Below are 25725 nucleotides of genomic sequence, written 5' to 3'. Positions count from 1 at the left end.
GTTTTTTATTGGAGCATGAAAATGCCTGAAGCTGAAAAGCCTAACCAGTATTGTTTTCAACTTGGGCAACTGAGTGTCGATAATGCTGAGGAAGGCAAAAAGAAACGAACATTCTCTGGTGTTGCGTATAGTGGTGAACCCATCACAGACCATTGGTATTGGGATCGAATCATTTTTGATTTGGATTCAATGGAATTAAAGGGACGTATTCCTGCACTACTTGAGCATCGATCAAGCCAACGAGCAGGGGCTATCAATACACATTCAATTGATCATCAGACTGGTTTAACTGTTTCAGGTGACCTAATGAGTAATGAGTTTGGTACTCAAGTGGCTCAAGACTCGGATGATGGTTTCCCTTGGCAGATGTCAGTACGAATTGAGCCATCTAGCATTGAAGAAATCCAAGCAGATGCATCTGTGACGGTAAACGGAAAGTTACTCCAAGGACCCATCACAGTATTCCGTGGTGGTCGAATCCGTGAAGTGTCTTTCTGTGCTTTAGGTGCTGATGACAATACCAACGCCGTGGCAGCAAGCCACGATCCAAAACAATTTAGCAAAGAGGACACAAACGTGACCGAATTAGAACAAGCGAAAGCAGCACAGGCAAAGGCTGAGCAAGAGCGTGATGCAGCTCAAGCTGAGTTAAAACAGTTCAAAGCAAATAAACGTGAAGAAGATATTAAATCTTTAGAAACTGCTTTGAATAAACAATTTAGCGCAGAAGAAAAAACATCATATACAAATATGGATGACGCTTCTTTTGCATTCATGTCGCAACAAATGAAGCAGTTCGCGGGTGGTCAACCAGCACCCACAGGTCAACAGCAAAATAACACTGTGCCACCGCATTTGGCGCATTTATTTAATCATCAGGCAACTGGTGGTCAAAGCAATCAACAGCAATTTATTGCAGACGGACAAGGTACAGCACTGGATCAGGCATTCGGTAAATTTGCTGCAGCTCAGGAGGCGAAATAATCATGGGTCAAACAATCACAGAAACAATTGTTGTCAAGCAACTTGTTGTTGGTGACAACGTTCGTACCGAGAACGCAAAACCAACAACAGGTGTGGCTTATTTACGTGGTGATCTGGTACTTGTTGATGAAAACAACAAGGTTGTTCATCCCACTTTCACAGGCGATGTGCTGAGCGATTGGAATGCTGTCTCTGTAGCTGATTTTTCAATGGAGCAATCAACGTATCACGCTACTAACAATCTTGAAATGCCACTTTATGTACAGGGTGTATTTGATGTTGCTGTAGTTACAGTAAAAGGCGTTGCTTTAACAGCCGCACAAATGGATTCAGTGCGAGCTCAAGCATTGAAAAATAAAATCGAATTACGAAAAGTGGTAGGTAATTAATCATGAGTCAAACTTTTACATTTCAAAATGCACCAATTGAATTACTTGATATCCCTCAATTGGTTCTATTAACGGATACCACTCAGCGTGTTGATCCATGGTTAATTGATCGCTTCTTTCCTCAGCGTGTTTCATACACTAAAGACACAGTACCTGTTGGTGAATTAAATACAGCAACACCTTTAGCACCATTTGTTACACCAACCGCTGCGGGTCGTCAAATCAAAGTAGGTGAATCTGGTAACGTAAAATTCGTAAAGCCTGCCTATCTAAAACCAATGATGACAGTCATGCCAAGCGAAGTGCAAAACACAGCTTTAATTTCGCAATTGCGTAAATTCGGTGTGGTTGCAACTGGCTCTAACCGTTTAAGTGATGCAGACTTATTGCTGATTGATCAAGCTCAGAAAGCTTTGTATTTGCGTCAATCGATTGAAAATCGAAAATTGCTAATTGCACGTGATGTATTGCTTTATGGTAAAACCACTTTTGCATCAGCGGATTTCCCAAAGTATGAAGTTGATTATGAGCGTAATCCTGCTTGTAATTTCTCTCCATTAATTAAATGGGGGCAGGTTGGTGCAAAAGTCATGGATGATTGGCAGGCTATGATTGATTTATCTGTAGAGCATTCAGGTATATCACCACAAATGGCGCTGACGACATCCAAAGTCTACAACACAATGATTAAAGACCCTGAATTTAAAGAAAAGTTCATTGCGCCGTATGCGGGTATTAGTGTTCCACTTACACCAACATTTGATCATAAAGATAAACCGCAGTTCCGTGGCACTGTAGATAATATTGAAATTTGGACGTATGACGTACAACACAGTATTGGCGGTGGTGCATCTGAGCGTTTTATTCCTGAAGATTTCTTTGGCCTGATTTCAGATGCCAATGGTTGGATCGCGCACTGTGCTATTCAAAACGTAGAGGCTTTTGGCCAAGCTTTAGAATTCTATTTGAGCCAATGGCAAGAAAAGAACCCATCAAGTATTCAAATACTTGCTGAATCATCACCTTTAGCTATTCCAAACAATAAAAATGGTTTGGTTGGTGGTCGTGGCTTTGTTTAAGGAGTAGAAAATGCCAAAGTTCATCGCAAAACAATCGCTTGGTCATTTTCGACCAGGTGATGAAATCAAAGGGCTTGAAGATAAACAACTTCAAGCCCTTTTAGTATCTGGTGCTATTGCAGAGGATGTGGAGTTAGATACTCCTAAAGCCAATACCAATGCATCCCAACTAACAAAACTTGAAGCTGAAGTTGCTGAGCTTAAGGTTAATGAAACGATTTTGATTGCTGGTAAGGAAAAAGCAGAAGCTGAAGTTGCTGAGCTTGTAGCAAAAGTTGCAGGTTTGGAAAAAACTTTAGCTACTAGTCAGGCAGACCTAAAAAAGGCTCAAGCTGAGGCTAAAAAGGTCGAAACAGCAACCAAATAGGTGATCTATGTACGCAACTGAAGAGGATTTGATTAAGCGATTTGGTAATGAAGTTGAAAATCTGAAATCAATGTTACCTGATGGGGCGATTGCAGAAGCTTTGCAGGATGCGACAGAGGAAATTGATAGTTATGTGGCGGTAAAGTACAGCTTACCGCTTCCTAGCATTCCAAGTACTCTACAGCGAATCGCATGCAATATCGCAAGATACCGCCTTTACTTTCAGCAACCTACTGAAGAAGTAGAGAATCGCTATAAAGCTGAAATTGATTTTTTGAAGCGTATTGCTGATGGTAAAGCTGTACTTAATATCCTCAATCAAGAGAATGAAGTCACTGAAGAGAAGCCGAAAAACTCACCTGCAACTATGCCAATCGGTACAACGTATCGAGGTGGTGTGTTTGGTGATGATGTTTTAAATATGATGCCAAGCTTAAAGTGAGGTGATTATGGCTGTAGCAATCAAAGTTACAAGTGAAGAAAGCTCAGTTATTGAAGCTCTACAGCAGATCATTAATCTTGATACATCGAAAATGTATGATGAGATTGGTGCTTATGGGGTTTCATCGACTCAGATGCGCTTTGTTGATCAACATGACCCAGATGGTAATCCATGGAAACAATCATGGAGAGCAAAGGAGCAAAATGGGCAAACATTAAGAGATACTAATCGATTAATGAACAGCTTAACTCACAATGTATTACCGAATGGTGTTGAGTGGGGAACTAATGTTGAGTATGCGGAAAGTATGCACTTTGGATTTAAAGCTACAGCGCGATCAGGTTATTTGCTTTTTAATGTTGTTGGACAATGGCGAAAAGTTAAAAGTGTAGAGTCGGAGCCTAGGGCTTATCTTGGGATTAATTCCGAAGATGAGAAAGAAATTTTAGACATTATAGGAAACCACATACATGGCTGATTTTTTCGCTGTACGCCGTGAGATTGCCGAAAAGCTAAAAGAGATTTCGGCATTTAAGCAGATCTATACACCATTGAATTCGGTGAAAGTAACTGAAATGTCGCAAATTACACCATCCGCGCATGTGAATTTTCAACGTATTGCTAAGTCAGATAACTCTAGTGACTCTAGAGTGAATTTGCTTGGTTTGCGTTGGGCTGTAACTGTTGCATGTCGTAATGCTCAATCGCAAATGGTCGATGGTTCTGCGGTAACAGATGAAGCAGGCAATTTACTTGAAGAAGTCATAACTTTGCTTAGTGGTTGGCAACCCAAGTCAAGCTGCAGACCACTGTCACTTGTCGATGTGAAAGAGGGCTTTTCACCTGGATTCGCATATTTAACAGTTTTCTTTGAATCGAAACGATTTATTTAGGACAAACACATGCAAAAACAATATACCGCCCTGCAACCTGTAGGGCGTTTTGCTGTTGGTGAGGTCGTTGGAGGCTTATCTGACCAGCAAATCAAACAATTATTAGCAGATAAGATCATTGAGGAAGTGAAGCCGTCTGCTCCAAGTAAAACAACTAAAGAGGTCAAAACAGATGGCTAAAAAACCTGATTTAATGTCGCTACAGGGTGAGTGGTTAGCAGCTAAATTAACAAATGGTGTCGCAGGTGCTTATTTTGAAATGGGCAACACGCCAGAAGCAAATATTGGCATCACTACCGAAACGGTTGATCACTTCACCGCAAAAGATGGGACCCGCGCCAAGGATGCGGTACTTCGAAAAGCAACTGGTGTCACTGGTAAAATGACCGCTGAAGAAATCAATAAGCAAAATAAAAATATTGTATTCAGCGGCAACACCAGTTCAGTCGCATCATCTACTATTGCTGATGAGGTGCTAGGTGTTGTTGTTGCGGGGCAAATAATCAACCTCGGCAAGCGCAATTTAAGCAATGTTGTCTTTAAAGCAGGAAGTGGCGCTGTAGATGCTTCAACTTATACGCTTGATCCTGTGTTTGGTACTGTTGTTTTTAATACTGCACCAAGTGAGGCGGTATCATGGTCCGCTACAGCAGGTGCTGTTGAGCGCACCGCAATTGCAAATTCACTTGGTAATGAATATGCCTTGTTATTTAAAGGTATTGATACCTATTCTGGTGATAAATTGGTGGTGGAGTTATGGCGTGTGCAATTTTCACCTGAAACTGAATTCGCCTTGATAAATGAAGAATTTGCAAGTTTTGATCTTGAGTTTGAATGTCTTGCAGATGCGACAAAAGCAACTGACCCGCAATTAGGTTCTTTCGGTATTGTAGAGCAGTTTAAAATTGTAGCGTAATAACAACAGGCACATGGGGCGCATAAGCGTCTTTTTTGTGCCTGTTTAATAGGTTTTAATATGAATGAATTCTTTCTCGCATCAAACAGAACTATTCAAAAAGAAGATATTGAAATCAATCAAATCACAGTGAAAGATTTAGATAAATGGTCTCAATTTGCAGAACCTATCAGAAAAGAATTAAAACAAGATTATTCGGATGAAAAAGTCGAGTCGGCTATAAAGCAAAACAAGGCATCCGCTTTAATGCTTTGTTCGCTCGCTACTAATTTCGACACTGATGTTTTTATTGACATTATGAATACAGATGCTGATAAATTTATCTCGATATTCTCAGAAGTACTGGCAGTAAATAGAGCCTACTTCGATCAAGAAGATGCTAAAAAAACAAAAGAAAAAACAAAAACAACTTGGTTCGACTCATTCCAGTTTTTAATCAGTAAAGGTCATAGACATAAAGATATTTTAGATTATAGTTTCGGCACATTTTTAGAATACTTAAAAGCAGCTCAACGCAATGAGCGAAATTCACTTCTAAGCTTTGGTAGTGCTATGCGTGTTTCATATCATGCTGATAGTAAAGCGTATTCAAAATACACTGAAGAAGTGAAGAAAGGTTAATTTTCACATTGCTTATTCAGTGGGCGATAGATATTCTTTGATTAAAACGTGGGGGTTTTATGAAAAAGATATTATTTATTAGCTTGTTGCTTGGATTTACTACGGTAAGCGCTTATGCGGTAGATGCGAGAAGCATTCGCACCTCAACAGAATTGGTTACTTATGATGATTCGGTTGGATCAATGCTTTCAAAGCTTGGAAGACCCGAATCTAAGAATGAATACACTTCGCGTGATTCGCGCGGAAAGCTAATGTTTTTAACTGATTATTACTACACGATCGACAACTTAAAATACACCGTAACCATTTGGGAAGGTAAAGTATTTAGAATCCAGTGGGAGCGTTGATTCTGAGTCATACAGTTGAGTGTCAAGTTTGTGGGCATGTTGGGGCAACCAAAAGCAAAGGGAGTGTTTTGGTGTTGATCGTCTTACTCTTGCTTTTCTTTCCAGTGGGTATTTTGTATTGGCTTCTTAATCGAAAGACTAAAGTTTGTAGCTCTTGTAGTAGTAGCAATGTAAGGCTATATCGACCACAGCAAGCTAATAATCGATTGCATCAAAGCAATAGTGTTTAATTGCTTCAGTGTCCAGATTGTCGTGAGGAAATTCGTTTTGATGCTAGAAAGTGTAAGCATTGTGGGAGTGTGGTGGAATAATGAATTTTAAAGCTTTGACTGGATAACTGGAAATTATCAGCAAAAGTTACCGATTTAGATCATAATTTAATTAGACCTCCCGAGGGAGGTCTAATTAAATACACTTAAACTTCAAATTACTCAGATGAAGATTTTTCTGTATTTGGCACAGTAGTAACTTGTTTATGCTCGTTCGTTACTTTTTGCTTTTGACTAGGCATATAGTCTGGTTCACTAGACATGGCTAAATATAAAAAAGTGAAAAAGACTGATGTTAAAACCGCAACGATGGCTATAAATTTCCAGCCCAAGGTAGTTGATTCTGAATCATTTGATGTGTGATTGTTTTTCATATAAAACCCAAAAGGAAAATGTAAAAAAGTGCAACATTTATATCATAAAACTCTCAATTAATTTTTCATAACCAGAGTTATGGTTTTGAAATATTTCTAAGATTAATACTTTTAGGGTATATTGTCTGTATTCAGTGAGCAGTACAAATTTAATAATCATTGAATTTTTTGTTTACAGCCTTGGCTGTTTTTTTATTTGTTTTTAAGGTGTTTTTATGAATAAGCTAGCAATTAATGTAAAAGATCAATTTGGATCGCAATATGAGGTCGAAGCGACTCTAGATGATATTGTTGTAAATGAAGCCAAAACCCACGAACGAATTAAGCATATTGTTTTTGAAGGTGAAGTGCTTCGTCCTAATTTTGAGATGCTTTTTGAAAGTTCAAATACAGGGAAAGTTTTAAAAATTGTGAAATCTTAATTTGCTTATTTTAGAGGACCTCCTACGGGAGGTTTTTAATATCTAGAATTTAGAAAAAGTTGTAAACCGCACCACTACAACTTGAATTGATATCAAGCACAACTCACAAGTTTTACTTTGAAAGCCGAGCTATTTAGTTCGGCTTTTTTATTACCTAAAGAAAAACCCCAATGCGGAAACATCGGGGTTTTGGATTCCACTCAACCGAGAAGTAAAGAGGAAAGTAAATCTGTATGGAAGATTTTATCAAATTAATTAATTGGTGTCTAACGGAGATCAACAAAATGAAAGCGTGGAGATTTATTGCACTTTTATTGACTGCAATTGTATGTGTATATATTTGGAAAAACTAATAAAAAGGTAGGCGGAAAAATGACATCAAAAGGTGCTGATCGTGTCGGTTTGTTACAAGGGGTAGCGCTTCTAGTCTTAGCATTAAGCGCTTTAGGACTTTCTGTGGCGGCAATTTTATATGCCTTAAAATAAAGCTACTACTTAATCATCGTACCACCTCCTATATGGAGGTTTTTTATTGCCTAAATTTTGAGGTTCTCATGTCAAAAAATCTAACATTTAAACTCATTTTAGATGGTGATAACAAGGGTTTAATTAGCGCAGCAAAACAATCTGAAACAACCGTTAAATCTGTTTTGGAGACCATTAAAACAGAAGCTGAAAAAATAAAGATAGATGCCTTGGTTGGTGAGCTGGCAAAAGCAACAACGGAAATATCATCACTTGGTGATAAAAGTGCGATTAGTGCAACACAGTTGCGCGATATGTCAACCCAAAGTCAGCAAATGATCAGCGGATTAAAATCAGAGCTGATAGGGGCGCAAGCTGAACTGGTACGACTATCTCAAACAAATGCTTCACCAGCTGATATACAAAATGCAATAAATCGTGTTGAAGACCTAAAGTCGTCAATTCAAACTGTTGAAACAGCATTTGGCGCTTACGAATCTGTAGCAACAAATGCAATGACTGGTGTTGATAGAGCCGCAAGCAAGACAATTGCCGAGGTTCAAAAATTCACATCAGTGGATTTGAATAATGTGGTTTCTGAGGCACAGAATGCAACCCGTGCTATTGAAAGTATGGGTGATGGTGCTGTTGTTTCATCCCAAGAGATTGAACGAATTAGTCAATTGGGTGCAAACTCGATAAGTACGCTTGAGAAAGAATTACAGCAAGCTACAACTGAACTAAAGAACCTGAGTCAAAGTACCAGTGCAGTACCTTTAGAAAAGTTTAATGAGGCGAGCAATCGAGTTGTAGCGCTTGAGGATGCACTATCCTTAACCCAAATAGCCTTTAAAGATTTTCAAACAAAAGCATCATCTGCAATGCATGAAGTCTCAGATAGCACAAATAAGGCGGCAGATAGTGCAAAGAAAGCTGGAAATGATATCTACAGTGCATTAGGTATTCGACCACCAACTGTAATTAATGATGCAATTACAGACCTAACTAAAAAACTTGAAGACTTTAAAAAAAATAGCAAACTTCCAGCGGAAGAAATTGCTCGTGTTACCAAAATTACTGAGCAAGAAATTTCACGTTTAAAAAATGAATTAAGTGGAGTTGATTCCGCGGCAGAAAAAGCCAACTCAGGTGTATCAACTTTATCTAAAGGAATGGGTGGTGCAAGATTTGCCGCAAACGCATTAGTCGGTGCAATGGCTGCTCTCGGTGTTGGTTTTGGTGTTAAGGAATTAGCCCAAACAGCCGATTCTTATACCAACTTATCAGCACGCATCAATATCGCCACCCAAGATGGCGGTAACTTTGCTCAAGCGATGGCTGGTGTACATCAGGTTGCCCTTGCAACGAATAGCTCACTTGAAGCCACAGGTACGCTATTCACAAAGATTAATGACACTGGTAAGCAAATGGGGCTTACACAACAACAGTCATTAGATTTAACGAAAACGATTAACCAAGCAATTCAAACTGGCGGTGGGTCAGCACAGGCAAGTGAAGCGGCAATCACACAATTAGCTCAGGCGTTACAGTCTGGTGTGTTGCGTGGGGATGAATTCAACTCGATCATGGAGCAAGCGCCAGGTTTAACTAAGGCTTTGGCATCAGGATTGAATGTCACTACTGGTGAACTCCGTAAAATGGCTGAAAATGGAGAGCTCTCAGCCGAGCGTGTTGTTAAGGCAATTCAAAGTCAGTCAGCGGCAGTACAAGCAGATTACGATAAATTCCCAACAACAATCGGAAACGCATTACAACGCATTTCAACTAGTTGGGAAATCCTGATTGGCAAGATGGATCAAGCAAGTGGAACATCTTCACAGGTTGCTCAGTGGTTAGCAATGCTTGCGGATAACATCCAAAACCTCAAAATATTTATTGATGATATTGGTGAAGGTTTTGTTTGGATTGGAGATAAACTACAAAGCATTGATCCATCGACAATTAATGTACTTAAATCAACATTAAGTGATGCATATGATACTGTAAAATCATTAATTTCAAACGTTGCTACACTCGGGGAGACAATTTGGAGTGCGTTTACCACAGCTCTTGATAGTGTCTCTCCGCTTTTTGCTGCATTATTGAGCGGAAAAGAGGAGGTTAGTGGGCTTGAGGTTGCGCTGAATACATTAAGAATGGCATTTGCAGCCATTAGCGATATAGCAACTGGTTTTAATATCGGTCTAAAACTACTCTTATCTGGAATTCAGTTTTTATCAGGTGGTTTGTATGCGCTTAGTTCACAAGTCTTAGGTTTCTTGGGTTTTGATACTTTAGCGCAACAAGCTTTGAATGCATCCGATCGGATGTTTGCTCAGGCTGAAAAAAATGGTAGCGAAGCCGCTAAACTTGCTGAGAATCACAAGTGGGCTGTAATTGAAACCTACAAGGATATTAGTGAAACAGAGGAGCAAGGGAATCAAGAGTCTATCGCTCTATCAAAAGAAAAGCTAAACCAACTATTAGCGGATCAAAAAACAGAAGCTGAAGGGAAAAAAGTTACTGAGGATGAAAAACTAAAAGCCGTCCAAGCCTATGCTGAGGCATCCATTAAAGCCAATGGTGGCGTAATGGATGGCGTGATGCAAGCTGATCTATTAACCAAGGGCTATATCGTCACAATTGATGAAGCGGGTAAGGTTTCTGTTCAGGCAGGTGAAAGCGCAGCGCAGGCAGCCGAAAATGCCAAGGTTAAAGAAGAGGCTCTTAAAGTTGCTAAAGATAACGTCAAAAAGGCAGATGAAGAGCTTCTTGCATACCAAAAGCAGGCTACAGTAGAGCGCGTATTACTGGATAAGCAGATTGAGGAAGCCAAGCGAACAGGTGATTTAAATGCATTGGTTTCTGCTCAAAACTCCGTTAATGCTATAGATGCTAAAGAAAATGAGCTTCGCAATAATCGTAATACTCGTATTACAGAGCTTAATAATGCAACTACAGGATCAGGTAAGGTTGCTGAGTCTGCTTACTCCAGAGCCTCCGCTGCTGCAAAGATATTTGATGTAGATCTTGATGCATCACTGAACAAAGTATCCAAGTCTTTTTCTGCTACTGGTGGGGAATTGGATGGTTTTAAAAACAAGTTAAGCGAAGCTGGGGTGACTGGCAAACAAGCAGGGGATGTAACTTACCAAGCGTGGCTTAAATGGCTAGAAACCGCGAAATCACAAGCTGAGATAGATGCGGCAAAAGCCAAGCTCAAAGAATTTGGTGATCAAGGGGTAATTTCAACATCACAGGTAGATCAAGGGCTATTTGCAATAAAAATGCAGGCACAGAAGTTACCCGATGATATTGATCCTGTAACAGCTTCTTTTAAGCGACTTGGAATTGAAACTAAAGAAAACTTAGCACTTGCTGCTAAACAAGCAATGATGGATTTCATTAATATCAGAGATAGTGGAAAGGCTACAGCTGAAGGAATTCAACAAGCTTACACAAAAGCAATGCAAGCCGCTGAGTTGTCGGGTGATGCAGGACAAATCGCCGTAGCAAAGTCTATAGCTGCAACAGCTGGAATGATTACCACAGTTGATGAGGCTGGAAAAACCGTCGTCAAATCTTATGCAGAAATGGACAGAGCAGCAAAAGCCCACGCCTCAACAGTTTCAAATGGTGTAACAAGTGCTTATCGCCGCATGGGTGAGGTTGCTCGCGAAGAAGCTCTTTCATCTACCGAAGCTTGGAATAAAGCACTGGAAGCGCAACAAGGCGGTATCCATGCGACAAGAAAAGGCGAGAAGACTCGACTCGCATTTGACCAAAGCGGTGTCGAAGCAGAGCTCAAAGCAATGGGTTATGACGATAAAAGAGCGACTGAAATTGCAAAAAGCATTTTAAGTAGCTCTAAGTCGGGCGATGGGTATAAAAATGCTTCCACATCTTGGCTTGCTAAAAATGGCTACGACATCATTGGTTCGTTTGCTGGCGGTGGTGGTGGTACTTCAAATGCGAACTATGTGCGAGAGCAATTAGAGCGTTATTCGCAGTATTCAGGCAGTAAGTCATCATCAAGTCTCAATACTGACTCTAAAACAGTGAAATACGAGATCAACACAGGTAAATCAAGTGCCACTGTTTACGGAAATCAAAAAACTGAATCTGATTTTGATTCAGTCTTAAGAGATCTTGAAGCTATCAAGAAGAGTTCATAATGAAATTAATACGTGTAGCAACATCAGAAGCCGTCTCATTGTCAGACGGCTTTTTATGGTCTGATGAATTTGATTGGCAACCCATTGAGCAATCTCAAGAACGAGCAGTAAACGGTTCTTTGATCATTCAAGAAGGCAAAAAGAAGTCGGGACGACCAATCACACTCACTGCTGACAAAAACATGGCATGGGTTAAGCGTCACATAGTTTCAAAGCTAAAAGATTGGTCAGTACTGCAAGAAAAATTCACGCTTCAGTTTGAATATTTTCATGATAAGCGAACTTTTAATGTTGCTTTTAATCATCAAGAAAAAGCAATTGAGGCACGTCCTGTGCTTGATCACCCAAGCGTTTCAGAAGACGACGAATATAACGTAACGCTCAGATTTTTGGAGTTAGAAGATGCCGATTGAAACTAAAGATTTAGTCATTTATGAGTCTGAACGTCTGACTGATAACGACGACGGTGGTGGTAAATACAACGGTCAAATCATTCAAGATGGGCTTAGTAATAACCTGTTTGATGATATTTCCGAATTAGATCGCACGATGGGTAATGTATCTATTCGCAAGATTTTCCCTGCCGTTATTACAAATGATACTGATAAGTTAATGGGTGCAACTGTATTCATCTCAGAACTACCAAAAGACCCGAATGTTTCAGCCCTTTTGTTTAGTACGAAAAGTTGGACTGATCAACGTAAAGCAGCTCAAAACCGAATTGAAAATTATTTAGCGAAAGGTGGTCAGACTGCGGGATACCCTCAAGATACACACTATCAAGGCATGAAAACCTTGCAAGTTATTATGTTTCCTGAAGAAACAGAAGCTTCAGTGGGTAGTACGATTGTTTTGGCTTCAAATGAGGGTAAAGCACTTCAACATGAGCAGTATGTGCGTGTTACGAAAGTTGAAACACGCACAGCAATTTTGATTATTGATGGAAAGAAAGTTGAATATAAGGTTGCAACATATTCACTAAATGATCCACTTGATCAGGACTATGTTGGCTTATCAGCGAAACAGTGGTACAGCGGTGAGAAAAGCCAAACTATATTGCGAGACACACTTGTTGCTGATACAGGGCTTTACTACTCATCTACAAACCTGAAAAGTGAAGCAAAAGTAGGTGAATTCACTGTAAATGTGAAAGATATATTCGCTCAACTTATTCCATCAGCGCAGACCGAGTCGCCAATCGTTGATGTGAATGCTGCAGGGGAAAGTGTTGTTTTGGTACCAGGTAATTCTGGTTCTATCTCGGCGAATTTCTCAACCACTGTAAGCACAAGCCAAAACCTGTACATTGGCTCAAGTGTGATGCCTTCAAGTGTTTCATTTAACTTATTTGGTCAGCAAATCACGGACCAAGGTGGTTTACTCAAAAATACGCAAGGTACACAAGTTGGTACGATTGATTATCAACGCGGATTGATTCAGTGGACATCTGCTGCAGGCTCAAGAGCAACTACACTCGCGATTACGTTTACACCCGCTGCGTCACCAAGTCAGTATTTCAAAAGCTACTCAGTGCCAGTGACTCAAAACAATCAAAGTTCGAACTGGACTGGGGTTTTAGTTCCAATTCCTGCACCTGGTTGTTTGTCGATTTCATACATGGCGCAAGGTAAGTTTTACGAACTTAAGGATGATGGGTCAGGACAGTTAAAAGGTTTAAGTACGTCGTTTGGGTCAGGTCGTATCAATTATGAAACAGGATCTTGGACATTCACAGCGGGTGAGTTACCAGATGTGGGTACACCGATCTTGCTTTTATGGGGTACACCGATCATCACTTTTGTGCGCTCGGGATTACCTGTGAACAAGGCAAAATTTGCATTCAGATTGAATCAAGGTGGAGTCGCAACAGCAACGATTGATTGGTTACTTGAGGGCGTGGCAAAGAAAGCGGTCAGTAATGCACAAGGTAAGTTCACTGGTGATGCGACAGGCTTTATTAATTACAGCACGGGCGAGGGCGAAATAATCCCGCTTAAGCTTCCGCAGAAAAACACTGAATTTAAAATTACTTATAATTTTGGATCAAAACAAACTCAGACTAAATTTAATATTGTGCCTGATTCAGCCCAAAAATTAACATTTATAGTCGGCACTGGCTCACCGCTACAACCAAGTAGTATTGGTCTAAGGATTCCGCTCAGTGCAGTAGATGGAACTGCGGGTTATCTTGATCTGATCGACGTTCCAATATCATCAAGCATGGGGAATCTTGTGAATAATCAAGACCAAGTGCAAGGCACAATTGATTACGCGAGCGGTCAAGCGGAAGTCACACCAACAATGATCAGGAAAGTTTTTGATTATATATACACACCATCCAATGTCTACGCATCAGCATAAGGGGGATTCATGGCTTCATTTTATTCACCGCAAGTTTCTCAAATTGGCGGTCGTGATGTTGAGTTGCGAGCATACAATCCTGTTGATATTGATGTTGTATATCGGGATACATCAGGCTTAAATTCTGCAAATCAGACCATTCTTGCTGAGAAAATTAAGCTTGACTTGTCATCTGGCTATGATGAGCAAGTATTGACTGGTTCAGTTCGTTTCAAAATTGGAAATGATACGTTTTTGGATCGAAATGGCACGCTTTATCGAAATGTTGATCCCGCAACTAATAGCGGGGTTGCATCGGGTATGATGCAATACGGAAACGGAAATGTCGAATTAGATACATGGACACCAAACATTGATAATAGTGTTATTTTGCAATCGCTCACAACTACAACCGACTTACCACCAGTCAATAAACTGAGTTTTCGAACACCAATCATTCCGATTCGCCCGCAATCTTTAACCATTGTGATTTCATCATTGGATTTTGGTCAGTTAACTTTGACTGCTGATGAAAATGGTGTGATTGAAACAAGTCGAGCACACGGCAAAATCAACTACATCACTGGTTTAGTAGAGTTGTTTTTCTATATAAAAACCGAAATTACAGCAACAAATAGACCTTCGATTGAGGCAAAGCCTTGGTATGACGTTCTTTTAGAATATGAAGAAGCAGGTAAAAAGTATCTGAATGTGCCAGTTTGGGTTGATGCGTCATCAGCTCGATACAATGCTATTGCTTACACTTATATTCCGCTTGATGCTGAAATCCTTGGTTTGTCTGCAACACGTTTACCGCTTGACGGTCGTGTACCAGTTTTCCGTGTGGGTGGTATGTGTGTTTTGAGCTCATCTAAAGAATATATGATGCCTGATCATGTGGCGGGCAAAACCTATGTGCTAGATGATCAGCGTATTTCTTGGTGTGAGCTTGAAGACAGCAAAGGTGTGAAAGTTCCGTATGATCAATATGTTGTTGATTATGATTACGGAAGATTCACATTGAGTGGTGACTTTGCTGTAAATGCATTTACACCGCCATTTGCTGCTAAATATCGCTATCAAGACATGGGTTTGATTCGAGATGTGCAAATCAGTGGTCAAATCACGTTCACAAAGCCTGTAACACATAACTATGATGCGGAAAATACAATCGTTGGTTCTGCACTTGTAATTGATGATATGCAAGCGCGTTACACTCATAAATTTGTTCAACAAACTTGGAATAATATTTGGTCAGATGAAGCTTCAGGTGGTGCAATTTCAGCAAACTATAATGATGCAATCTACCCAATTCAAATGACCAATAAGGGTGCTATTCAAGAGCGTTGGGCGCTTGTGTTTACAAGCGGTACAGGTTTTAAGTGTATAGGGGAATATTCGGGTGAAGTCGGCACAGGCACTGTGAATGAGGATTTTACCCCAATCAACCCAATCACTAAAGTACCGTATTTTATTGTTAAAAAAGAGGGTTGGGGTGCGGGTTGGGCGAACAGCAATGTATTGCGCTTTAACTCAATCTCAGCAATGTACCCTGTTTGGGTTATTCGCACAGTAAAACAATCAGAACCGACGCAAGTTTCCGATCAATTTCAGATTATGTTACGTGGTGATATTGATCGAATTGTCTGAGTGCTGAATAAATTAATTTTATGACCGCTTATGCGGTCTTTTTTTTGTGAGTTTAAAATGAATAAAGATACGAATATTAGATTTTATTCAAACACGAATAACTCAGCGCCACAAATTGAAAATAGATTTGGTTGCGTGCTGGATGTATTGGATGCTTGCTTAGTACATGGTCTCAACTTGGGAACTATTTCAACTCTGACCGCTATTGGAACAGTTGTAACAGCAGTATTTTCTAGCAATCATAATCTACGCAAACGACAAATCATCAGAATTACCGGTGCAGAGCAAAATGAATTCAATGGTGACCATAAAGTCTTAACGATACCGAGCAATAATACTGCAACTTTTCAACTTCAGTCACCGCCCTTAGTTACGACAGCAACAGGTTTAATATCATCATCATTACCGCCACTTGGTTGGGAAAAATCATTTTCAGGAGTTGGAAAAGCAGCTTATCGCTCAACCAATGTTTTACTCTCGAGTCGTCCATATTTGCGTGTTGTTGATGCTTTAGATCCAAATTGGACACCATCTTATGCAAAATTTGCAAAAGTCGGTTTGATTGAAACAATGAATAACATTGATGATCTTTCGGGATTTCAAGTGCCTTTCGATAGTCAAAATGCAAGTAAAAATTGGGTGGCAAGTGGCAGTGGTGCAAATGCCTCCAACGGTTGGGCGAAGTGGTATTATGCCTTAAATGCCGCCCCACATATTACGCAAAATGAAACTCAACCACCAGTAGGTGGGGTGGTGGGGTGGCACGTTTTTGGTGATGAGAATGTTTTTTATATTGCTATACAACCTACAAATCTTGATGGTCATTATGCACTTTATGGTTTTGGGGCTATTGATAGTTGTTTAAGACCAGGCACTAATGACACTTTTTTAATTTCTTGTTTAAATAATACAATAGCTAGTACAAATCAAGCATACTCTGGTAAGACTGGTGGTGTAAATGCAAACTCATCCATCTGCTTGCATGGAGGGGTGACGGGTGGCGGCAGCAAGGATGCATTTGTTATGGGTACAGTTTGGGATAAGAACTACTCAAGTGGCTGGTTTGACACCATCAGTACGACTGCAAGTGTTAATCAATTAACATCACAGCCGATATTGTATGAGAATAATGTGCCGATCGGAACGATGCCATTTCTGCACTGGCTATATAGTAAAATGCCAATAAACAGCGCAAGTGCTGAAGCGTCAAACATAGATCTTTCTTTTATTCCAGTAAACGTATCTACAGGCAGTGGTAAAGCAGGGCAAATCTTGATGAGGGTGGCTTAATAATGAACTTGATAGTGATTAAGCACAAAGTTAAGTTAGCACAAAAAGAGAAGTATATTTCCACACCGATTAATGAAACTGTTTTCACTGGAGAGATTTCAGGCATTGTAAAAAAACTAAATGTAGCAACTGATGCAAGAGTTGTGCTTTTTAACAAGCAAACTTTTAAATATGTAGCGTCAACTGTATCAAAAATGGGTGTTTATAAATTTGAAAAAGTGCCACTAGGGGTTTATTTTGTAGTAGCACTTGATCCAAATTCTGCATATAACGCAGTGATTCAAGATAATGTGGTATTAGAATGAACAAACCATCTCTTAAAGCTAGCTTAGCAATGCTTCAAGCAACAGCAAATTTCCTAGATCAGGGTAGCGCAAATGCTACCATTATTTTTTATGATGATACAAAACCTGCATCAGTTGATATTAACGCAAATAGTTCGGCAAAACTTTTAGTTCTTGATCTGCAAAATCCTTGTGCTAAATCAGTTAAAGAAAGCAATATCGAGCTTTTCCCAACAAATGCAGGGGTTGCGATTAAATCTGGCACAGCAAAATGGGCAAGATTGTTTAATGGAGAGGGTATTGCTGTTGTTGATATTGATGTTGGGACTGACATTGTTTTAGATAGTTATGAAATCGTTATTGGCTCAAGTGTAAAACTTGATGTGATTTATTTAAGCCCACAGCTTTAAAAAATGAGGTGGTAAATGTCTGACTACACGCCACCAGATGCTTTGAATGTAATCCTAAATTTCACCAAAGAATTAAAGCCAGTTGATGCTCACAATTTGGTTTTAAATTTTGGAGCTGGGGATGGGTTTAATTACGCAAATATTAGCATTGATACATCATTTAAGTTTTCAGCAATAGGTGCAGTAGAACCACCGATTGATGTACGTGGTTCAGCGAATATCAATATTAATACTGCATTCACTTTTGAAGCTGTAGGCACTTTCGATATTAATCACATTGTTGGTGTGTCATTAAATAGCGATTTGAATTATCAAAAAGCCTTACCGTGTTTGAGAGTGGTGGGAACGCCTTGGTCTAAACCAATATTAAGAGCCCTAAATAGGGCTTTTTTTTATGATGCGGGTTTAACCCAGCTTAATGTTGTAGATATTAGAAATGAAGAGGGAAAGTCTCTTGCTCAATATATCCGAACTATTTTTGAAAAAACCACAGGCTTAAATTCTAATTTAGATTTGAATTGGCAGGAAAATATAAGGCTTAAGAAACATTATGGGTTTGGTTACGAAGTAGCTGAGAAAAAATGCATTGAGCGTCAATCTAATTGGGTTGAGTTGGTTCGAAAGCGTAAGCAATTTACATACTCTCATGAAGTCGCAAAACACTTTGAAAAAACATATCAATTTAAATGGGATAAAGGGCTTGAAATTGTCACGGCAAGTGAATTTGTGTGGCAAAAATCTCAATCAATCTACTACAGAAAACACTCCATTCAACCTTGGTCAAAGCCTGAAACCCCAAAATATGTCGGTAGTACAAATCTAGAATTCAATTGTTTATGTACAGAAGTTGATGCACATAATGTCATCCTAAATTTTGGTGTAGACGACTGTATTCCCGCAATTGAGAATCAAAATTGGTGGTATATCGTGAATGAAGTATCAATCATAAACACACGAACAAATGAAGAAATCATTGTTTTAAATGGCAAATATGGTTCAGATCGAAGCCGATGGTGTTGGTCTTACAGCTTGACTGTTGCTGAACCCGAAATGAGTAAACTGCAAAAATTTGATGTGTTGAAAATTTCTGTGAATGGCAATGTTCACATGATGATGTATGAAGATTATTCAAAATCCCAAGTGTTCGCTAAAACGATTTACACGTTGTCGGGTCGTAGTCAATCAGCGTTGTTAGAATCTCAATACTCACCAGTGAGATCTTACCTGCAAGAAAATGAGCGTACGTCAGTACAGCTTGCTCAAGCTGAATTAGATCGAGTAAATAGTGATACTCAACTGAATTGGCAACTTATTGATGATCTTGGTTGGATCGTTGAAACTGAGAGTCTAAGCTATACAAATCAGGCGCCAATCGATGCGATTAAAATGATTGCTGAAGCGGGTGGTGGTTTTGTTTATAGTGAAAAAGATAGCAACACACTCTCCATAAAGCCGCTTTATAAAAAGACTTACTGGGATGCAATGACTGTTAGTGATTATGATTCATTGATACCTGAAAGCCTTGTCACACAGCACTCTGAAAGCTACCAAGAATTATTGAATTACAATGCCATTACATTAACAAATCCAAGAAACGGAAACACAGGGCAAATCAAACGTAAAAATACTGCAGGTGATATTTTGCTAGAACCAGTAGCAAATCCGCTTTTTAATGTCGTCTCAATGGGCGGTTTTGGTCGAGCTGAGTTAGCAAAATCAGGGCGTGTTGAAGAACATACTTTCAATATGCCTATTTCGCTAAAGTCACCAGAGCAAATTATCGGCGATATTTTTGCATTCGATGGGAAGTGGTGGGGTATTGTTGATGCTGTTGATGTGTCATTTACATATTCAAAAGTAGAGCAAAGTGTAAAAGTGGAGCGTATTGTAAATGAGTAATCCGCTTGAAAGACTAATGGCTTTGATACCTAAAGCACCTGAATTTGTCGGCACAATTACAAGTGTTAATCACCCAAATTACAAAGTCTTGGTTTCTGATAATTCAGGTTTGGTGATGTGTACAAGTGCAGTTGAGTACAAAACTGGTGATCGAGTATTTATCTCAAATAATGAAATTAAAAGATCTGCACTGCAGGGCACTGTGGTTCAGATAGAAGTGTGAAGTTATCAAATACAGCACCCAAATAGGGTGCTTTTTTATTGCCAAAAATAAAACCCCGAGAGTTCACAGCTCTTGGGGTTTCTATTTCTAACCCACAACGAAGACTTGAGGATCAGAACATAAATGAATTTTAACTTAAATTTTAAGGTTGATAAAGCGATGAATAAATTATCAGAAAGCAAACCATTAAGAATTTGGACTTATTTAATTGTGCTATCAGTCATTATTGGAATACTTGCATGGCAAACTGCTCCAATAATTCTAGCCACTGTGGAATTAATCAAAGCACTCAAGTAAAGCCGAACAAGATAGTTCGTTTTTTTATTGCCAAAAATAAGGGGGATTCATGCAAGAGCATGAAAAAAATCTATTACTCATTGTTGTAATGGGAGCCTGTATTGGCTTTGCGAAATTGCTTGTGTCAGATGAGAAGCTAACATGGCGATTGGCTCTTGGCAGAACAATTTTAGGTGCAGCAACGTCAACGATCGCAGGTGCAATTGTTTTACAGGTTCCAGATATTAGTCCGCTTGCGTTGATTGCAATTGCATCGGCACTCGGCATTTTAGGAAGTACATTTATTGAATCTTGGCTTAAACGCCAAGCAAACACGTGGAGTATTAAATGAAATTAATTGATAACTGGCAACAGGCTTGGAAACTCAAGTCGGTACAAGTAGGCGCATTAAGCGCCATTTTTTTTGTCTTGAGTTTATTCTCTGAGCACTTTTTAATATTCTGGAATTTGATTCCTCAGGATGTTAAAAATTCAATTCCTGAACAATGGAAGGAATACGTTGGTGCATTTGTTGGTGTGGCTATGATCTTAGCTCGCTTAAAAGCACAACCTGAATTTCATATTCAACAGTTTGCTAAAATTCAACAAGTGACAAGCAAGGCTGGTATTGATCGAATCTGTGGGTATGAGGGCTTTGAAAATGAAGCTTATCCCGATAGCGGAGGCGTTTGGACGATCGGTTTTGGAACAATCAAATACCCGAATGGGGTGCGGGTTAAAAAAGGTGATAAATGTACGCTTGAGCAAGCCAAAGCATATATGGCATATGATTTAAAATCATTTGAAAATGCTGTCAATAAAGTCAAAGTTCAGCTTAATCAAAATCAGTTCGATGCATTGGTTTCATTGACTTACAACATCGGTGTAAGTGCTTTTCTAAATTCTACATTGCTTAAAAAACTGAATGCAGGCGATTATAAAGGTGCAGCTGAACAATTCCCGCGCTGGAATAAAGTGAAAGGTAAAGTAGTGAATGGTTTAACAAATCGTCGCTTAAGTGAAAAGAAATTGTTTGAAAAAGCCCTCTAAGGAGGGTTCTTTAATGAACTTCTACACTTTATAGCTCGTTGTACATAAAATAGTAATTACAATTCAAATACTATTGAAACAAGAATTAATGAAGAAATATTAATTTATGTTCTAAGATTGAATACGTTAAATTTATTGAAAAGACACAATGTGTTGAGTTAATCAATGATTTGAACTTTTTTTAGATTTAAATAGATAAGGCGGATTTCAAAATGAAAAAAATCATATTAATTGGTTTAGCTCTTGTTTCAGTTGCTTCGATGGTCAAAGCTGCAGAAAGTCCAGTCAGTCATGTGAAAACTGTTGATAATATTGATATTACCAAATATATGGGTAAGTGGTATGAAATAGCTCACCTACCTAATTATTTTCAAAGAAAATGTTCAGTTAATACAACAGCGGAGTACTCACTTAATCAAGACAAAACAGTTAAAGTTCTAAATTCATGTCAAAATAAAGATGGTAATCTGCAAAGTTCTGAAGGTTTAGCTAAGAGTATTAATACTGGCAACAGTAAGCTAAAAGTTAGCTTCATGCCAAAGGCGTTGCGATGGGTACCATTTACAAAAGGCGATTATTGGATTCTTAGAATTGATCCTGAATATAAAGTTGTATTGGTAGGTGGTCCAACCAAGAAATACTTATGGATTTTGTCTAGATCTCCTCAAATTGATGGGGCTACATATACCTCTTATTTAGAGACTGCTAAAAACTTTGGTTACGACACAAGTAGTCTGATCAAAACGCCCCAAAATTAATAACTAAAGTTTTGTAAATGCATAGATCTACTTAAGCTAAATTTAGTATTTGATAATTTTTTGAATTAAATATTCTATTTTATAAAGAAGCCCTCAAGTGAGGGCTTCTTTATTTAAGCTCAGCAGGTCTTTAAATTTGTACCCAAGTATCTTTAACTTCCTGTGAGTCTTTGTTGAGTACAATTTTACTGTCAGTGATTTCACCAACCCATGAAACAGGGATCAGGTGGTGATGTCCATCCCCATGCTTTGTCAGCTTAATCTGATTTGTACCTTGCATGTGGTCGACTTCACCGACTTTAGTACCACAGGAAGCGATAACATCTGCATGGCTTTTAATATTTTCAACATTAATAGTAGTCATTGGATTACTGTCCTATTTAAATGTGATTGAATATTCAGCCTATAGGAAAACATCACTGATATCAGGGATTGCAATAGAAGGGCTACAAAGACGATAGAATACTTACGCTCTCACACAGTTTTATTACATTGTAGTATTTAGACATAAGACGAAAGGACTGAGCTACTCTGATACTATTTCCTCTTTTTCTTCGGACACTTTTTCCCATTCCCACCTGGCAGGCAATCACATGCCTGACCATCTCCATCACGGTCTAAACTTTTCCAGCCCGTCTGTCCTGAATTTTTCCGTTGTTCATACCACTTCTGAGCCTGCTGCTGTGTAGAGAAGTCAGCACATTTTTTTGCATATACATTTATAGAAGTGAACCCCAAAGCAAAAATGAGTATAAATTTCATAAATTATTTTAAAGTCAAAACATTAGCCGAAGTCTAACAACGAAGTGTATGGTTGCTCAATGAATCAGTCAAAAAGTCGTATAAAAGCCAGTTTGGTTGACAAATTGATGATTTAGCAATAAATTTTGGTTGACAAATCTCTGATTTAGCCATAAATAGTGAAGTTGGATTGGTTTGTAAGTTACCTTTCATTTGTTCTATAAGTTGAACATAATATAAGCAACCTAAATTGAAAATAAATTGTAATGTCAAAAGTGGGTAAAAAGGGCAAAGTTGCCCAACAAAGTCTTGATCTATTCGATCCAGCTGTTCAGCAAGAACAAGCTGGCGATCTTGATTTTGTTTTAAAAATCCATGATGGGCATTTACATGATCTAGAAATTTCCAGTGTTGCAAACTTGCTATCTGCACTAGGGCAAATTGTTGGAATTAAACAAGCCAAGTTCAACACGATTAAAGAAGGTTCAACGACCATTGCAGTTACAGTTCCAAGTGACTGTAAATCATTGGCCATGTCCAATGTGATGAAAGATACTGCTGCAAAGCATAAGCAAATTGCTCGTATTCAAAAAGAACTAGGTAAGTATGGTTTTCATCATGCTGAGATTTCTTATGGTAGTTTCAATCATAATGAAATGTATGAGCCTAAAGAAATTTTATATGTCGTTCCTGAATTAGAGACAGAAGAAACATTCACTCAAGAAGAGTCTTTGGATGGTCGTTTAACTCGACTGCAAAAAGGCCGAGACAAGTCTGACCACATCACCATTATTTTGAACAATGGTGTGGAAGTTCCTGCACAGTGTTCTAAGAAATTACTAGAAGAATTACATCCGTACTTTAATACAGATAAAAGTTTAAGATTTGAAGGGGAAGCGACTTATCTATCGAAATCTAATTCTTATCAATTAACGCTTAAGAAATACATCATCAATAAGTTTTATGTTATTGAGGATGTCAGCTTAGAAGAATGGATTGATGACTTTAGAGCAAAAGGTGCATCGAATTGGTCTACACACGATGACCCGATAGCTGAGTGGCTGAAGGAGCGACAAGATTGATCATCTTAGATACGAATGCCTTAATCACTTTCCTTGATGGAGAGAAGTCTAGTTCGGAATATTACAATCTTGTTTCTGCTTTAAAAGCTTTATTGCATGAAACAATTGCTTTGCCTATGCCTGTTATTTCCGAATTTATTGCAGGTGATGATAATGAAGCACGTTCTTTGAGTTTGCTTAAGCCAAATTCAAAGTTTAAAGCTTTAGATTTCGATGCAAAAGCTGCTTTAGCTGCAGCAAAGATATATAAAGATTATAGGGCTAGTTTACCTAAGAGTAATCAAAGTCAAAGACCCAATCAAAAAATAAAGGTTGATATTCAAATATTAGGAATAGCAATTGCTAATAATGCTTCAATAATTATTACACATGATAAAGGTATTAAAAAAATAGTAGATTGCTTAGGCTTACCAATTGTTGTTTTTGATTATATTGATGAAACCTATTTTGAACAGATGGTGAGTACTGGTTTACCAGTGGAAGAGAGTGAACGAGTTCAGTAAATGAATTATAAAAGGTATATATTAAACTTCTTTAGATTGGATAGAAGTAACCTATTAAAATTTAGTCTAGGATTTTTATTAAATTCAGTTTTAATATTGATTTTTAGTACAATATTATACATTATACTGTATTTTTTAACCATGATTACGTATAACTCTGTTATATGGTTTGTAGGTTTGATTTTTGGAGCTAAAATTTCTTTAAAAATCTCTTTACTGGTTTTACTTATAATTTTATTAAAATTACAAAGCAGAAGAAGATACGCTAAATATTTAGATGCAAAATTATCAAGATATATTAAAAAACAGGATAAAGATGGTTTAAATAAATACAAAATGATCCTAATGATGTTAGGAGTTTATATTTCAATTTCTGTATTAGGACTTGCTATTTACAGACTATCTGGAAATGATTTAAGCATATCCAATAAAAGTGACATAATTAATATATTTATTTGGGCTACATATTTAATTGCTCCAATTGTTGCAATATGGGTATTTAGTAGTTGGAAAATTGAGTTTAGAGAAAGGGAAAAATATCAAGCGTTGAGTGACTTGGAAAGAAAGGTTAATAATATTAATCAATATTTTAAGAAGCTTAATAAGATGATACATCTTACATGGGATGAAAAAAATTTAAAAATTGCAAATACTAGATGCATGCAATTATTTTTTAATAGAGATGATTTTAAAAGTATTTTCTTTAATTTAAATATTATTAATAATATGGAAACCAATTTGTTGGATATACTGGAGAAAGATAGAAAAAGAGCACTACAAAGCTATAATGATTTTATTTTGAGCAGAGCGAATTTCAATATTTTAGATAATGAAGTAAAAAATCTTCATGAATTTGATTCAGCAGTTTTATATGATTTAAAAACTAAGCTATCTAGTGTTAGCACGATGATACTTTCTGAAAATTTATTTGAAAATATCAGTAAAAGTTACCCATTATCTCAGGGTTCTCAATGGATAAATCAATGTAGTCAAATGAAGAAAGATACTATAAATATTGATTTTAACGATTTTGATTTGTGCGTGGATAAAATATTGAAGGAAATTAAGCTACAAAAAATTAAAATAATAAATGATTAATTGTATTTTTAAAGCGCCATATGGCGCTTTTTACTCAATCTTCAATGGTTGTTTCAAGCTGACATAAATAACATCTTAATGTATCTTCACCATCGTCATTTTTAAAAATTTTAGCAGACTCGCTTTTAAAATCTTTAAAATAAAATGAATACATTAAGCAAGCAGGGCATTCAGTTTTTCTTTCAATTTTATTTAAACCTAGAAAAGCTAGAAGTTCATTTTTTGTTAAGAAACATTCTAAAAATCTATATATTTTCAATAGTTTTATATGTTCTTCGCTTGTCTCCTCCATTGGAGGGAAAAAGTTAGTAGTATCATTGTAATTATCTAAAGCACCGCTGAAGTCTGAAAAATATTGAAATATAAAGTCATGCTCAT

General features: G+C 38.0%; 31 protein-coding genes and 1 pseudogene. 29 read left to right on the top strand and 3 right to left on the bottom strand.

Annotated features, from left to right (window positions below):
* Nucleotides 1-21 precede the first annotated feature (21 nt).
* From BEN71_RS11100 to BEN71_RS11055, 11 genes are read left to right on the top strand one after another with little or no spacing between them, the layout of a single operon-like run.
* A complete protein-coding gene (locus tag BEN71_RS11100; RefSeq protein ID WP_068974382.1) occupies nt 22-984 on the top strand; it encodes a hypothetical protein in 963 nt (320 codons plus the stop codon).
* A gap of 2 nt (nt 985-986) precedes the next feature.
* Nucleotides 987-1373, top strand: coding sequence for a hypothetical protein (locus tag BEN71_RS11095; protein ID WP_068974381.1), 387 nt, complete (start codon nt 987-989; stop codon nt 1371-1373).
* A gap of 2 nt (nt 1374-1375) precedes the next feature.
* On the top strand, nt 1376-2452 hold the full coding sequence (locus BEN71_RS11090; RefSeq protein WP_068974380.1) for a major capsid protein: 1077 nt from the start codon (nt 1376-1378) through the stop codon (nt 2450-2452).
* A 10-nt stretch (nt 2453-2462) separates the two neighbouring features.
* The gene (locus tag BEN71_RS11085) at nt 2463-2819 is read left to right on the top strand and encodes a hypothetical protein (protein WP_068974379.1); all 357 of its coding nucleotides are present in this window, start codon (nt 2463-2465) and stop codon (nt 2817-2819) included.
* Nucleotides 2820-2826: 7 nt separating this feature from the next.
* Nucleotides 2827-3261 (top strand): gp436 family protein, encoded by a 435-nt coding sequence (locus tag BEN71_RS11080; protein WP_068974378.1) that lies wholly within the window; start codon nt 2827-2829, stop codon nt 3259-3261.
* 7 nt (nt 3262-3268) lie between these two features.
* Nucleotides 3269-3739, top strand: a complete 471-nt coding sequence (locus tag BEN71_RS11075; RefSeq protein WP_068974377.1) for a phage virion morphogenesis protein — start codon at nt 3269-3271, stop codon at nt 3737-3739.
* On the top strand, nt 3732-4154 hold the full coding sequence (locus tag BEN71_RS11070; RefSeq protein WP_068974376.1) for a phage tail terminator protein: 423 nt from the start codon (nt 3732-3734) through the stop codon (nt 4152-4154). The genes BEN71_RS11075 and BEN71_RS11070 overlap by 8 nt, the downstream gene beginning before the upstream one ends.
* 9 nt (nt 4155-4163) lie before the next feature.
* Nucleotides 4164-4334 (top strand): hypothetical protein, encoded by a 171-nt coding sequence (locus tag BEN71_RS19215; RefSeq protein ID WP_167443675.1) that lies wholly within the window; start codon nt 4164-4166, stop codon nt 4332-4334.
* Nucleotides 4327-5070, top strand: coding sequence for a phage tail tube protein (locus BEN71_RS11065; protein WP_068974375.1), 744 nt, complete (start codon nt 4327-4329; stop codon nt 5068-5070). The genes BEN71_RS19215 and BEN71_RS11065 overlap by 8 nt, the downstream gene beginning before the upstream one ends.
* 60 nt (nt 5071-5130) lie before the next feature.
* Nucleotides 5131-5691, top strand: a complete 561-nt coding sequence (locus tag BEN71_RS11060; RefSeq protein ID WP_068974374.1) for a hypothetical protein — start codon at nt 5131-5133, stop codon at nt 5689-5691.
* 59 nt (nt 5692-5750) lie between these two features.
* Nucleotides 5751-6038: a hypothetical protein gene (locus BEN71_RS11055; protein WP_068974373.1), complete on the top strand. Its 288-nt coding sequence runs from the start codon at nt 5751-5753 to the stop codon at nt 6036-6038.
* Nucleotides 6039-6465: 427 nt separating this feature from the next.
* Here the strand turns inward: BEN71_RS11055 and BEN71_RS11045 are convergent, their stop codons facing one another.
* Nucleotides 6466-6681 carry a hypothetical protein gene (locus tag BEN71_RS11045; RefSeq protein ID WP_068974372.1) on the bottom strand — a complete coding sequence of 72 codons (216 nt, stop codon included), beginning with the start codon at nt 6679-6681 and terminating at the stop codon, nt 6466-6468.
* A 215-nt stretch (nt 6682-6896) separates the two neighbouring features.
* On the opposite strand from BEN71_RS11045, the gene BEN71_RS11040 reads away from it, so the two are divergent.
* The 15 genes and pseudogenes from BEN71_RS11040 to BEN71_RS10980 all read left to right on the top strand — a co-directional run bounded on the left by BEN71_RS11040 (nt 6897) and on the right by BEN71_RS10980 (nt 21923).
* Entirely contained in the window at nt 6897-7103 is a 207-nt protein-coding gene (locus tag BEN71_RS11040) for a hypothetical protein (protein WP_068974371.1), read from the top strand.
* 554 nt (nt 7104-7657) lie between these two features.
* Nucleotides 7658-11743: a tape measure protein gene (locus BEN71_RS11035; protein WP_068974370.1), complete on the top strand. Its 4086-nt coding sequence runs from the start codon at nt 7658-7660 to the stop codon at nt 11741-11743.
* Nucleotides 11743-12156 carry a hypothetical protein gene (locus tag BEN71_RS11030; RefSeq protein WP_068974369.1) on the top strand — a complete coding sequence of 138 codons (414 nt, stop codon included), beginning with the start codon at nt 11743-11745 and terminating at the stop codon, nt 12154-12156. Before BEN71_RS11035 ends, BEN71_RS11030 begins: the two co-directional genes overlap by 1 nt.
* Nucleotides 12146-14104 (top strand): hypothetical protein, encoded by a 1959-nt coding sequence (locus tag BEN71_RS11025; RefSeq protein WP_068974368.1) that lies wholly within the window; start codon nt 12146-12148, stop codon nt 14102-14104. Before BEN71_RS11030 ends, BEN71_RS11025 begins: the two co-directional genes overlap by 11 nt.
* Nucleotides 14105-14113: 9 nt before the next feature.
* Nucleotides 14114-15733 (top strand): hypothetical protein, encoded by a 1620-nt coding sequence (locus BEN71_RS11020; protein ID WP_068974367.1) that lies wholly within the window; start codon nt 14114-14116, stop codon nt 15731-15733.
* Nucleotides 15734-15790: 57 nt separating this feature from the next.
* Complete coding sequence (locus tag BEN71_RS11015) at nt 15791-17023, top strand: hypothetical protein (protein ID WP_068974366.1); 1233 nt, start codon at nt 15791-15793, stop codon at nt 17021-17023.
* A gap of 2 nt (nt 17024-17025) precedes the next feature.
* On the top strand, nt 17026-17328 hold the full coding sequence (locus tag BEN71_RS11010; protein ID WP_068974365.1) for a hypothetical protein: 303 nt from the start codon (nt 17026-17028) through the stop codon (nt 17326-17328).
* Nucleotides 17325-17717, top strand: a complete 393-nt coding sequence (locus tag BEN71_RS11005; RefSeq protein ID WP_068974364.1) for a hypothetical protein — start codon at nt 17325-17327, stop codon at nt 17715-17717. Before BEN71_RS11010 ends, BEN71_RS11005 begins: the two co-directional genes overlap by 4 nt.
* A 15-nt stretch (nt 17718-17732) precedes the next feature.
* Nucleotides 17733-19616 (top strand): hypothetical protein, encoded by a 1884-nt coding sequence (locus BEN71_RS11000; protein WP_068974363.1) that lies wholly within the window; start codon nt 17733-17735, stop codon nt 19614-19616.
* On the top strand, nt 19609-19839 hold the full coding sequence (locus tag BEN71_RS10995) for a hypothetical protein (protein ID WP_068974362.1): 231 nt from the start codon (nt 19609-19611) through the stop codon (nt 19837-19839). The genes BEN71_RS11000 and BEN71_RS10995 overlap by 8 nt, the downstream gene beginning before the upstream one ends.
* A 123-nt stretch (nt 19840-19962) precedes the next feature.
* Nucleotides 19963-20136 (top strand): hypothetical protein, encoded by a 174-nt coding sequence (locus tag BEN71_RS19210; RefSeq protein ID WP_162994925.1) that lies wholly within the window; start codon nt 19963-19965, stop codon nt 20134-20136.
* A 49-nt stretch (nt 20137-20185) separates the two neighbouring features.
* Entirely contained in the window at nt 20186-20467 is a 282-nt protein-coding gene (locus tag BEN71_RS10990; RefSeq protein WP_068974361.1) for a phage holin family protein, read from the top strand.
* A pseudogene (locus BEN71_RS19575) lies at nt 20464-20625 on the top strand (DUF7940 domain-containing protein); the annotation flags it as partial. The gene BEN71_RS10990 and the pseudogene BEN71_RS19575, both read left to right, overlap by 4 nt.
* Before the next feature lie 33 nt (nt 20626-20658).
* Nucleotides 20659-21165, top strand: coding sequence for a lysozyme (locus tag BEN71_RS10985; RefSeq protein WP_117276797.1), 507 nt, complete (start codon nt 20659-20661; stop codon nt 21163-21165).
* 260 nt (nt 21166-21425) lie between these two features.
* On the top strand, nt 21426-21923 hold the full coding sequence (locus BEN71_RS10980) for a lipocalin family protein (protein WP_406565279.1): 498 nt from the start codon (nt 21426-21428) through the stop codon (nt 21921-21923).
* Between the two features lie 130 nt (nt 21924-22053).
* Here the strand turns inward: BEN71_RS10980 and BEN71_RS10975 are convergent, their stop codons facing one another.
* Both BEN71_RS10975 and BEN71_RS10970 read right to left on the bottom strand, forming a co-directional pair.
* The gene (locus BEN71_RS10975) at nt 22054-22287 is read right to left on the bottom strand and encodes a DUF2171 domain-containing protein (RefSeq protein ID WP_068975731.1); all 234 of its coding nucleotides are present in this window, start codon (nt 22285-22287) and stop codon (nt 22054-22056) included.
* A gap of 173 nt (nt 22288-22460) precedes the next feature.
* Entirely contained in the window at nt 22461-22685 is a 225-nt protein-coding gene (locus tag BEN71_RS10970) for an excalibur calcium-binding domain-containing protein (protein WP_068975730.1), read from the bottom strand.
* A 245-nt stretch (nt 22686-22930) separates the two neighbouring features.
* Here BEN71_RS10970 and BEN71_RS10965 point away from each other — a divergent pair, with 245 nt between their 5' ends.
* The 3 genes from BEN71_RS10965 (at nt 22931) to BEN71_RS10955 (ending at nt 25347) form a co-directional block, all read left to right on the top strand.
* Nucleotides 22931-23746, top strand: coding sequence for a hypothetical protein (locus tag BEN71_RS10965; RefSeq protein WP_068975729.1), 816 nt, complete (start codon nt 22931-22933; stop codon nt 23744-23746).
* Nucleotides 23743-24249: a PIN domain-containing protein gene (locus tag BEN71_RS10960; protein WP_068975728.1), complete on the top strand. Its 507-nt coding sequence runs from the start codon at nt 23743-23745 to the stop codon at nt 24247-24249. Before BEN71_RS10965 ends, BEN71_RS10960 begins: the two co-directional genes overlap by 4 nt.
* A gap of 141 nt (nt 24250-24390) precedes the next feature.
* The gene (locus BEN71_RS10955) at nt 24391-25347 is read left to right on the top strand and encodes a hypothetical protein (RefSeq protein WP_152033039.1); all 957 of its coding nucleotides are present in this window, start codon (nt 24391-24393) and stop codon (nt 25345-25347) included.
* The last annotated feature ends 378 nt before the right edge of the window (nt 25348-25725 follow it).

Source organism: Acinetobacter wuhouensis (assembly GCF_001696605.3).
Taxonomy (GTDB): Bacteria; Pseudomonadota; Gammaproteobacteria; order Pseudomonadales; family Moraxellaceae; genus Acinetobacter; species Acinetobacter wuhouensis.
Note: the sequence above shows the minus strand (reverse complement) of the source record. Positions and strands in the feature narration are given on the sequence as shown.

What these genes read in the sequence shown, in the direction of transcription:
- BEN71_RS11025 (WP_068974368.1), top strand. Translation starts at nt 12,146, where the DNA reads ATGCCGATTGAAACTAAAGATTTAGTCATTTATGAGTCTGAACGTCTG.
- BEN71_RS11020 (WP_068974367.1), top strand. Translation starts at nt 14,114, where the DNA reads ATGGCTTCATTTTATTCACCGCAAGTTTCTCAAATTGGCGGTCGTGAT.
- BEN71_RS11055 (WP_068974373.1), top strand. Translation starts at nt 5,751, where the DNA reads ATGAAAAAGATATTATTTATTAGCTTGTTGCTTGGATTTACTACGGTA.
- BEN71_RS19210 (WP_162994925.1), top strand. Translation starts at nt 19,963, where the DNA reads ATGAATTTTAACTTAAATTTTAAGGTTGATAAAGCGATGAATAAATTA.
- BEN71_RS11065 (WP_068974375.1), top strand. Translation starts at nt 4,327, where the DNA reads ATGGCTAAAAAACCTGATTTAATGTCGCTACAGGGTGAGTGGTTAGCA.
- BEN71_RS10985 (WP_117276797.1), top strand. Translation starts at nt 20,659, where the DNA reads ATGATCTTAGCTCGCTTAAAAGCACAACCTGAATTTCATATTCAACAG.
- BEN71_RS11080 (WP_068974378.1), top strand. Translation starts at nt 2,827, where the DNA reads ATGTACGCAACTGAAGAGGATTTGATTAAGCGATTTGGTAATGAAGTT.
- BEN71_RS11030 (WP_068974369.1), top strand. Translation starts at nt 11,743, where the DNA reads ATGAAATTAATACGTGTAGCAACATCAGAAGCCGTCTCATTGTCAGAC.
- BEN71_RS11045 (WP_068974372.1), bottom strand. Translation starts at nt 6,681, where the DNA reads ATGAAAAACAATCACACATCAAATGATTCAGAATCAACTACCTTGGGC.
- BEN71_RS11075 (WP_068974377.1), top strand. Translation starts at nt 3,269, where the DNA reads ATGGCTGTAGCAATCAAAGTTACAAGTGAAGAAAGCTCAGTTATTGAA.
- BEN71_RS11010 (WP_068974365.1), top strand. Translation starts at nt 17,026, where the DNA reads ATGAACTTGATAGTGATTAAGCACAAAGTTAAGTTAGCACAAAAAGAG.
- BEN71_RS11060 (WP_068974374.1), top strand. Translation starts at nt 5,131, where the DNA reads ATGAATGAATTCTTTCTCGCATCAAACAGAACTATTCAAAAAGAAGAT.
- BEN71_RS11085 (WP_068974379.1), top strand. Translation starts at nt 2,463, where the DNA reads ATGCCAAAGTTCATCGCAAAACAATCGCTTGGTCATTTTCGACCAGGT.
- BEN71_RS11005 (WP_068974364.1), top strand. Translation starts at nt 17,325, where the DNA reads ATGAACAAACCATCTCTTAAAGCTAGCTTAGCAATGCTTCAAGCAACA.
- BEN71_RS19215 (WP_167443675.1), top strand. Translation starts at nt 4,164, where the DNA reads ATGCAAAAACAATATACCGCCCTGCAACCTGTAGGGCGTTTTGCTGTT.
- BEN71_RS10990 (WP_068974361.1), top strand. Translation starts at nt 20,186, where the DNA reads ATGCAAGAGCATGAAAAAAATCTATTACTCATTGTTGTAATGGGAGCC.
- BEN71_RS11070 (WP_068974376.1), top strand. Translation starts at nt 3,732, where the DNA reads ATGGCTGATTTTTTCGCTGTACGCCGTGAGATTGCCGAAAAGCTAAAA.
- BEN71_RS11040 (WP_068974371.1), top strand. Translation starts at nt 6,897, where the DNA reads ATGAATAAGCTAGCAATTAATGTAAAAGATCAATTTGGATCGCAATAT.
- BEN71_RS10955 (WP_152033039.1), top strand. Translation starts at nt 24,391, where the DNA reads ATGATTACGTATAACTCTGTTATATGGTTTGTAGGTTTGATTTTTGGA.
- BEN71_RS10980 (WP_406565279.1), top strand. Translation starts at nt 21,426, where the DNA reads ATGGTCAAAGCTGCAGAAAGTCCAGTCAGTCATGTGAAAACTGTTGAT.
- BEN71_RS10975 (WP_068975731.1), bottom strand. Translation starts at nt 22,287, where the DNA reads ATGACTACTATTAATGTTGAAAATATTAAAAGCCATGCAGATGTTATC.
- BEN71_RS10965 (WP_068975729.1), top strand. Translation starts at nt 22,931, where the DNA reads ATGTCAAAAGTGGGTAAAAAGGGCAAAGTTGCCCAACAAAGTCTTGAT.
- BEN71_RS10995 (WP_068974362.1), top strand. Translation starts at nt 19,609, where the DNA reads ATGAGTAATCCGCTTGAAAGACTAATGGCTTTGATACCTAAAGCACCT.
- BEN71_RS11000 (WP_068974363.1), top strand. Translation starts at nt 17,733, where the DNA reads ATGTCTGACTACACGCCACCAGATGCTTTGAATGTAATCCTAAATTTC.
- BEN71_RS11090 (WP_068974380.1), top strand. Translation starts at nt 1,376, where the DNA reads ATGAGTCAAACTTTTACATTTCAAAATGCACCAATTGAATTACTTGAT.
- BEN71_RS11100 (WP_068974382.1), top strand. Translation starts at nt 22, where the DNA reads ATGCCTGAAGCTGAAAAGCCTAACCAGTATTGTTTTCAACTTGGGCAA.
- BEN71_RS10970 (WP_068975730.1), bottom strand. Translation starts at nt 22,685, where the DNA reads ATGAAATTTATACTCATTTTTGCTTTGGGGTTCACTTCTATAAATGTA.
- BEN71_RS11015 (WP_068974366.1), top strand. Translation starts at nt 15,791, where the DNA reads ATGAATAAAGATACGAATATTAGATTTTATTCAAACACGAATAACTCA.
- BEN71_RS11095 (WP_068974381.1), top strand. Translation starts at nt 987, where the DNA reads ATGGGTCAAACAATCACAGAAACAATTGTTGTCAAGCAACTTGTTGTT.
- BEN71_RS11035 (WP_068974370.1), top strand. Translation starts at nt 7,658, where the DNA reads ATGTCAAAAAATCTAACATTTAAACTCATTTTAGATGGTGATAACAAG.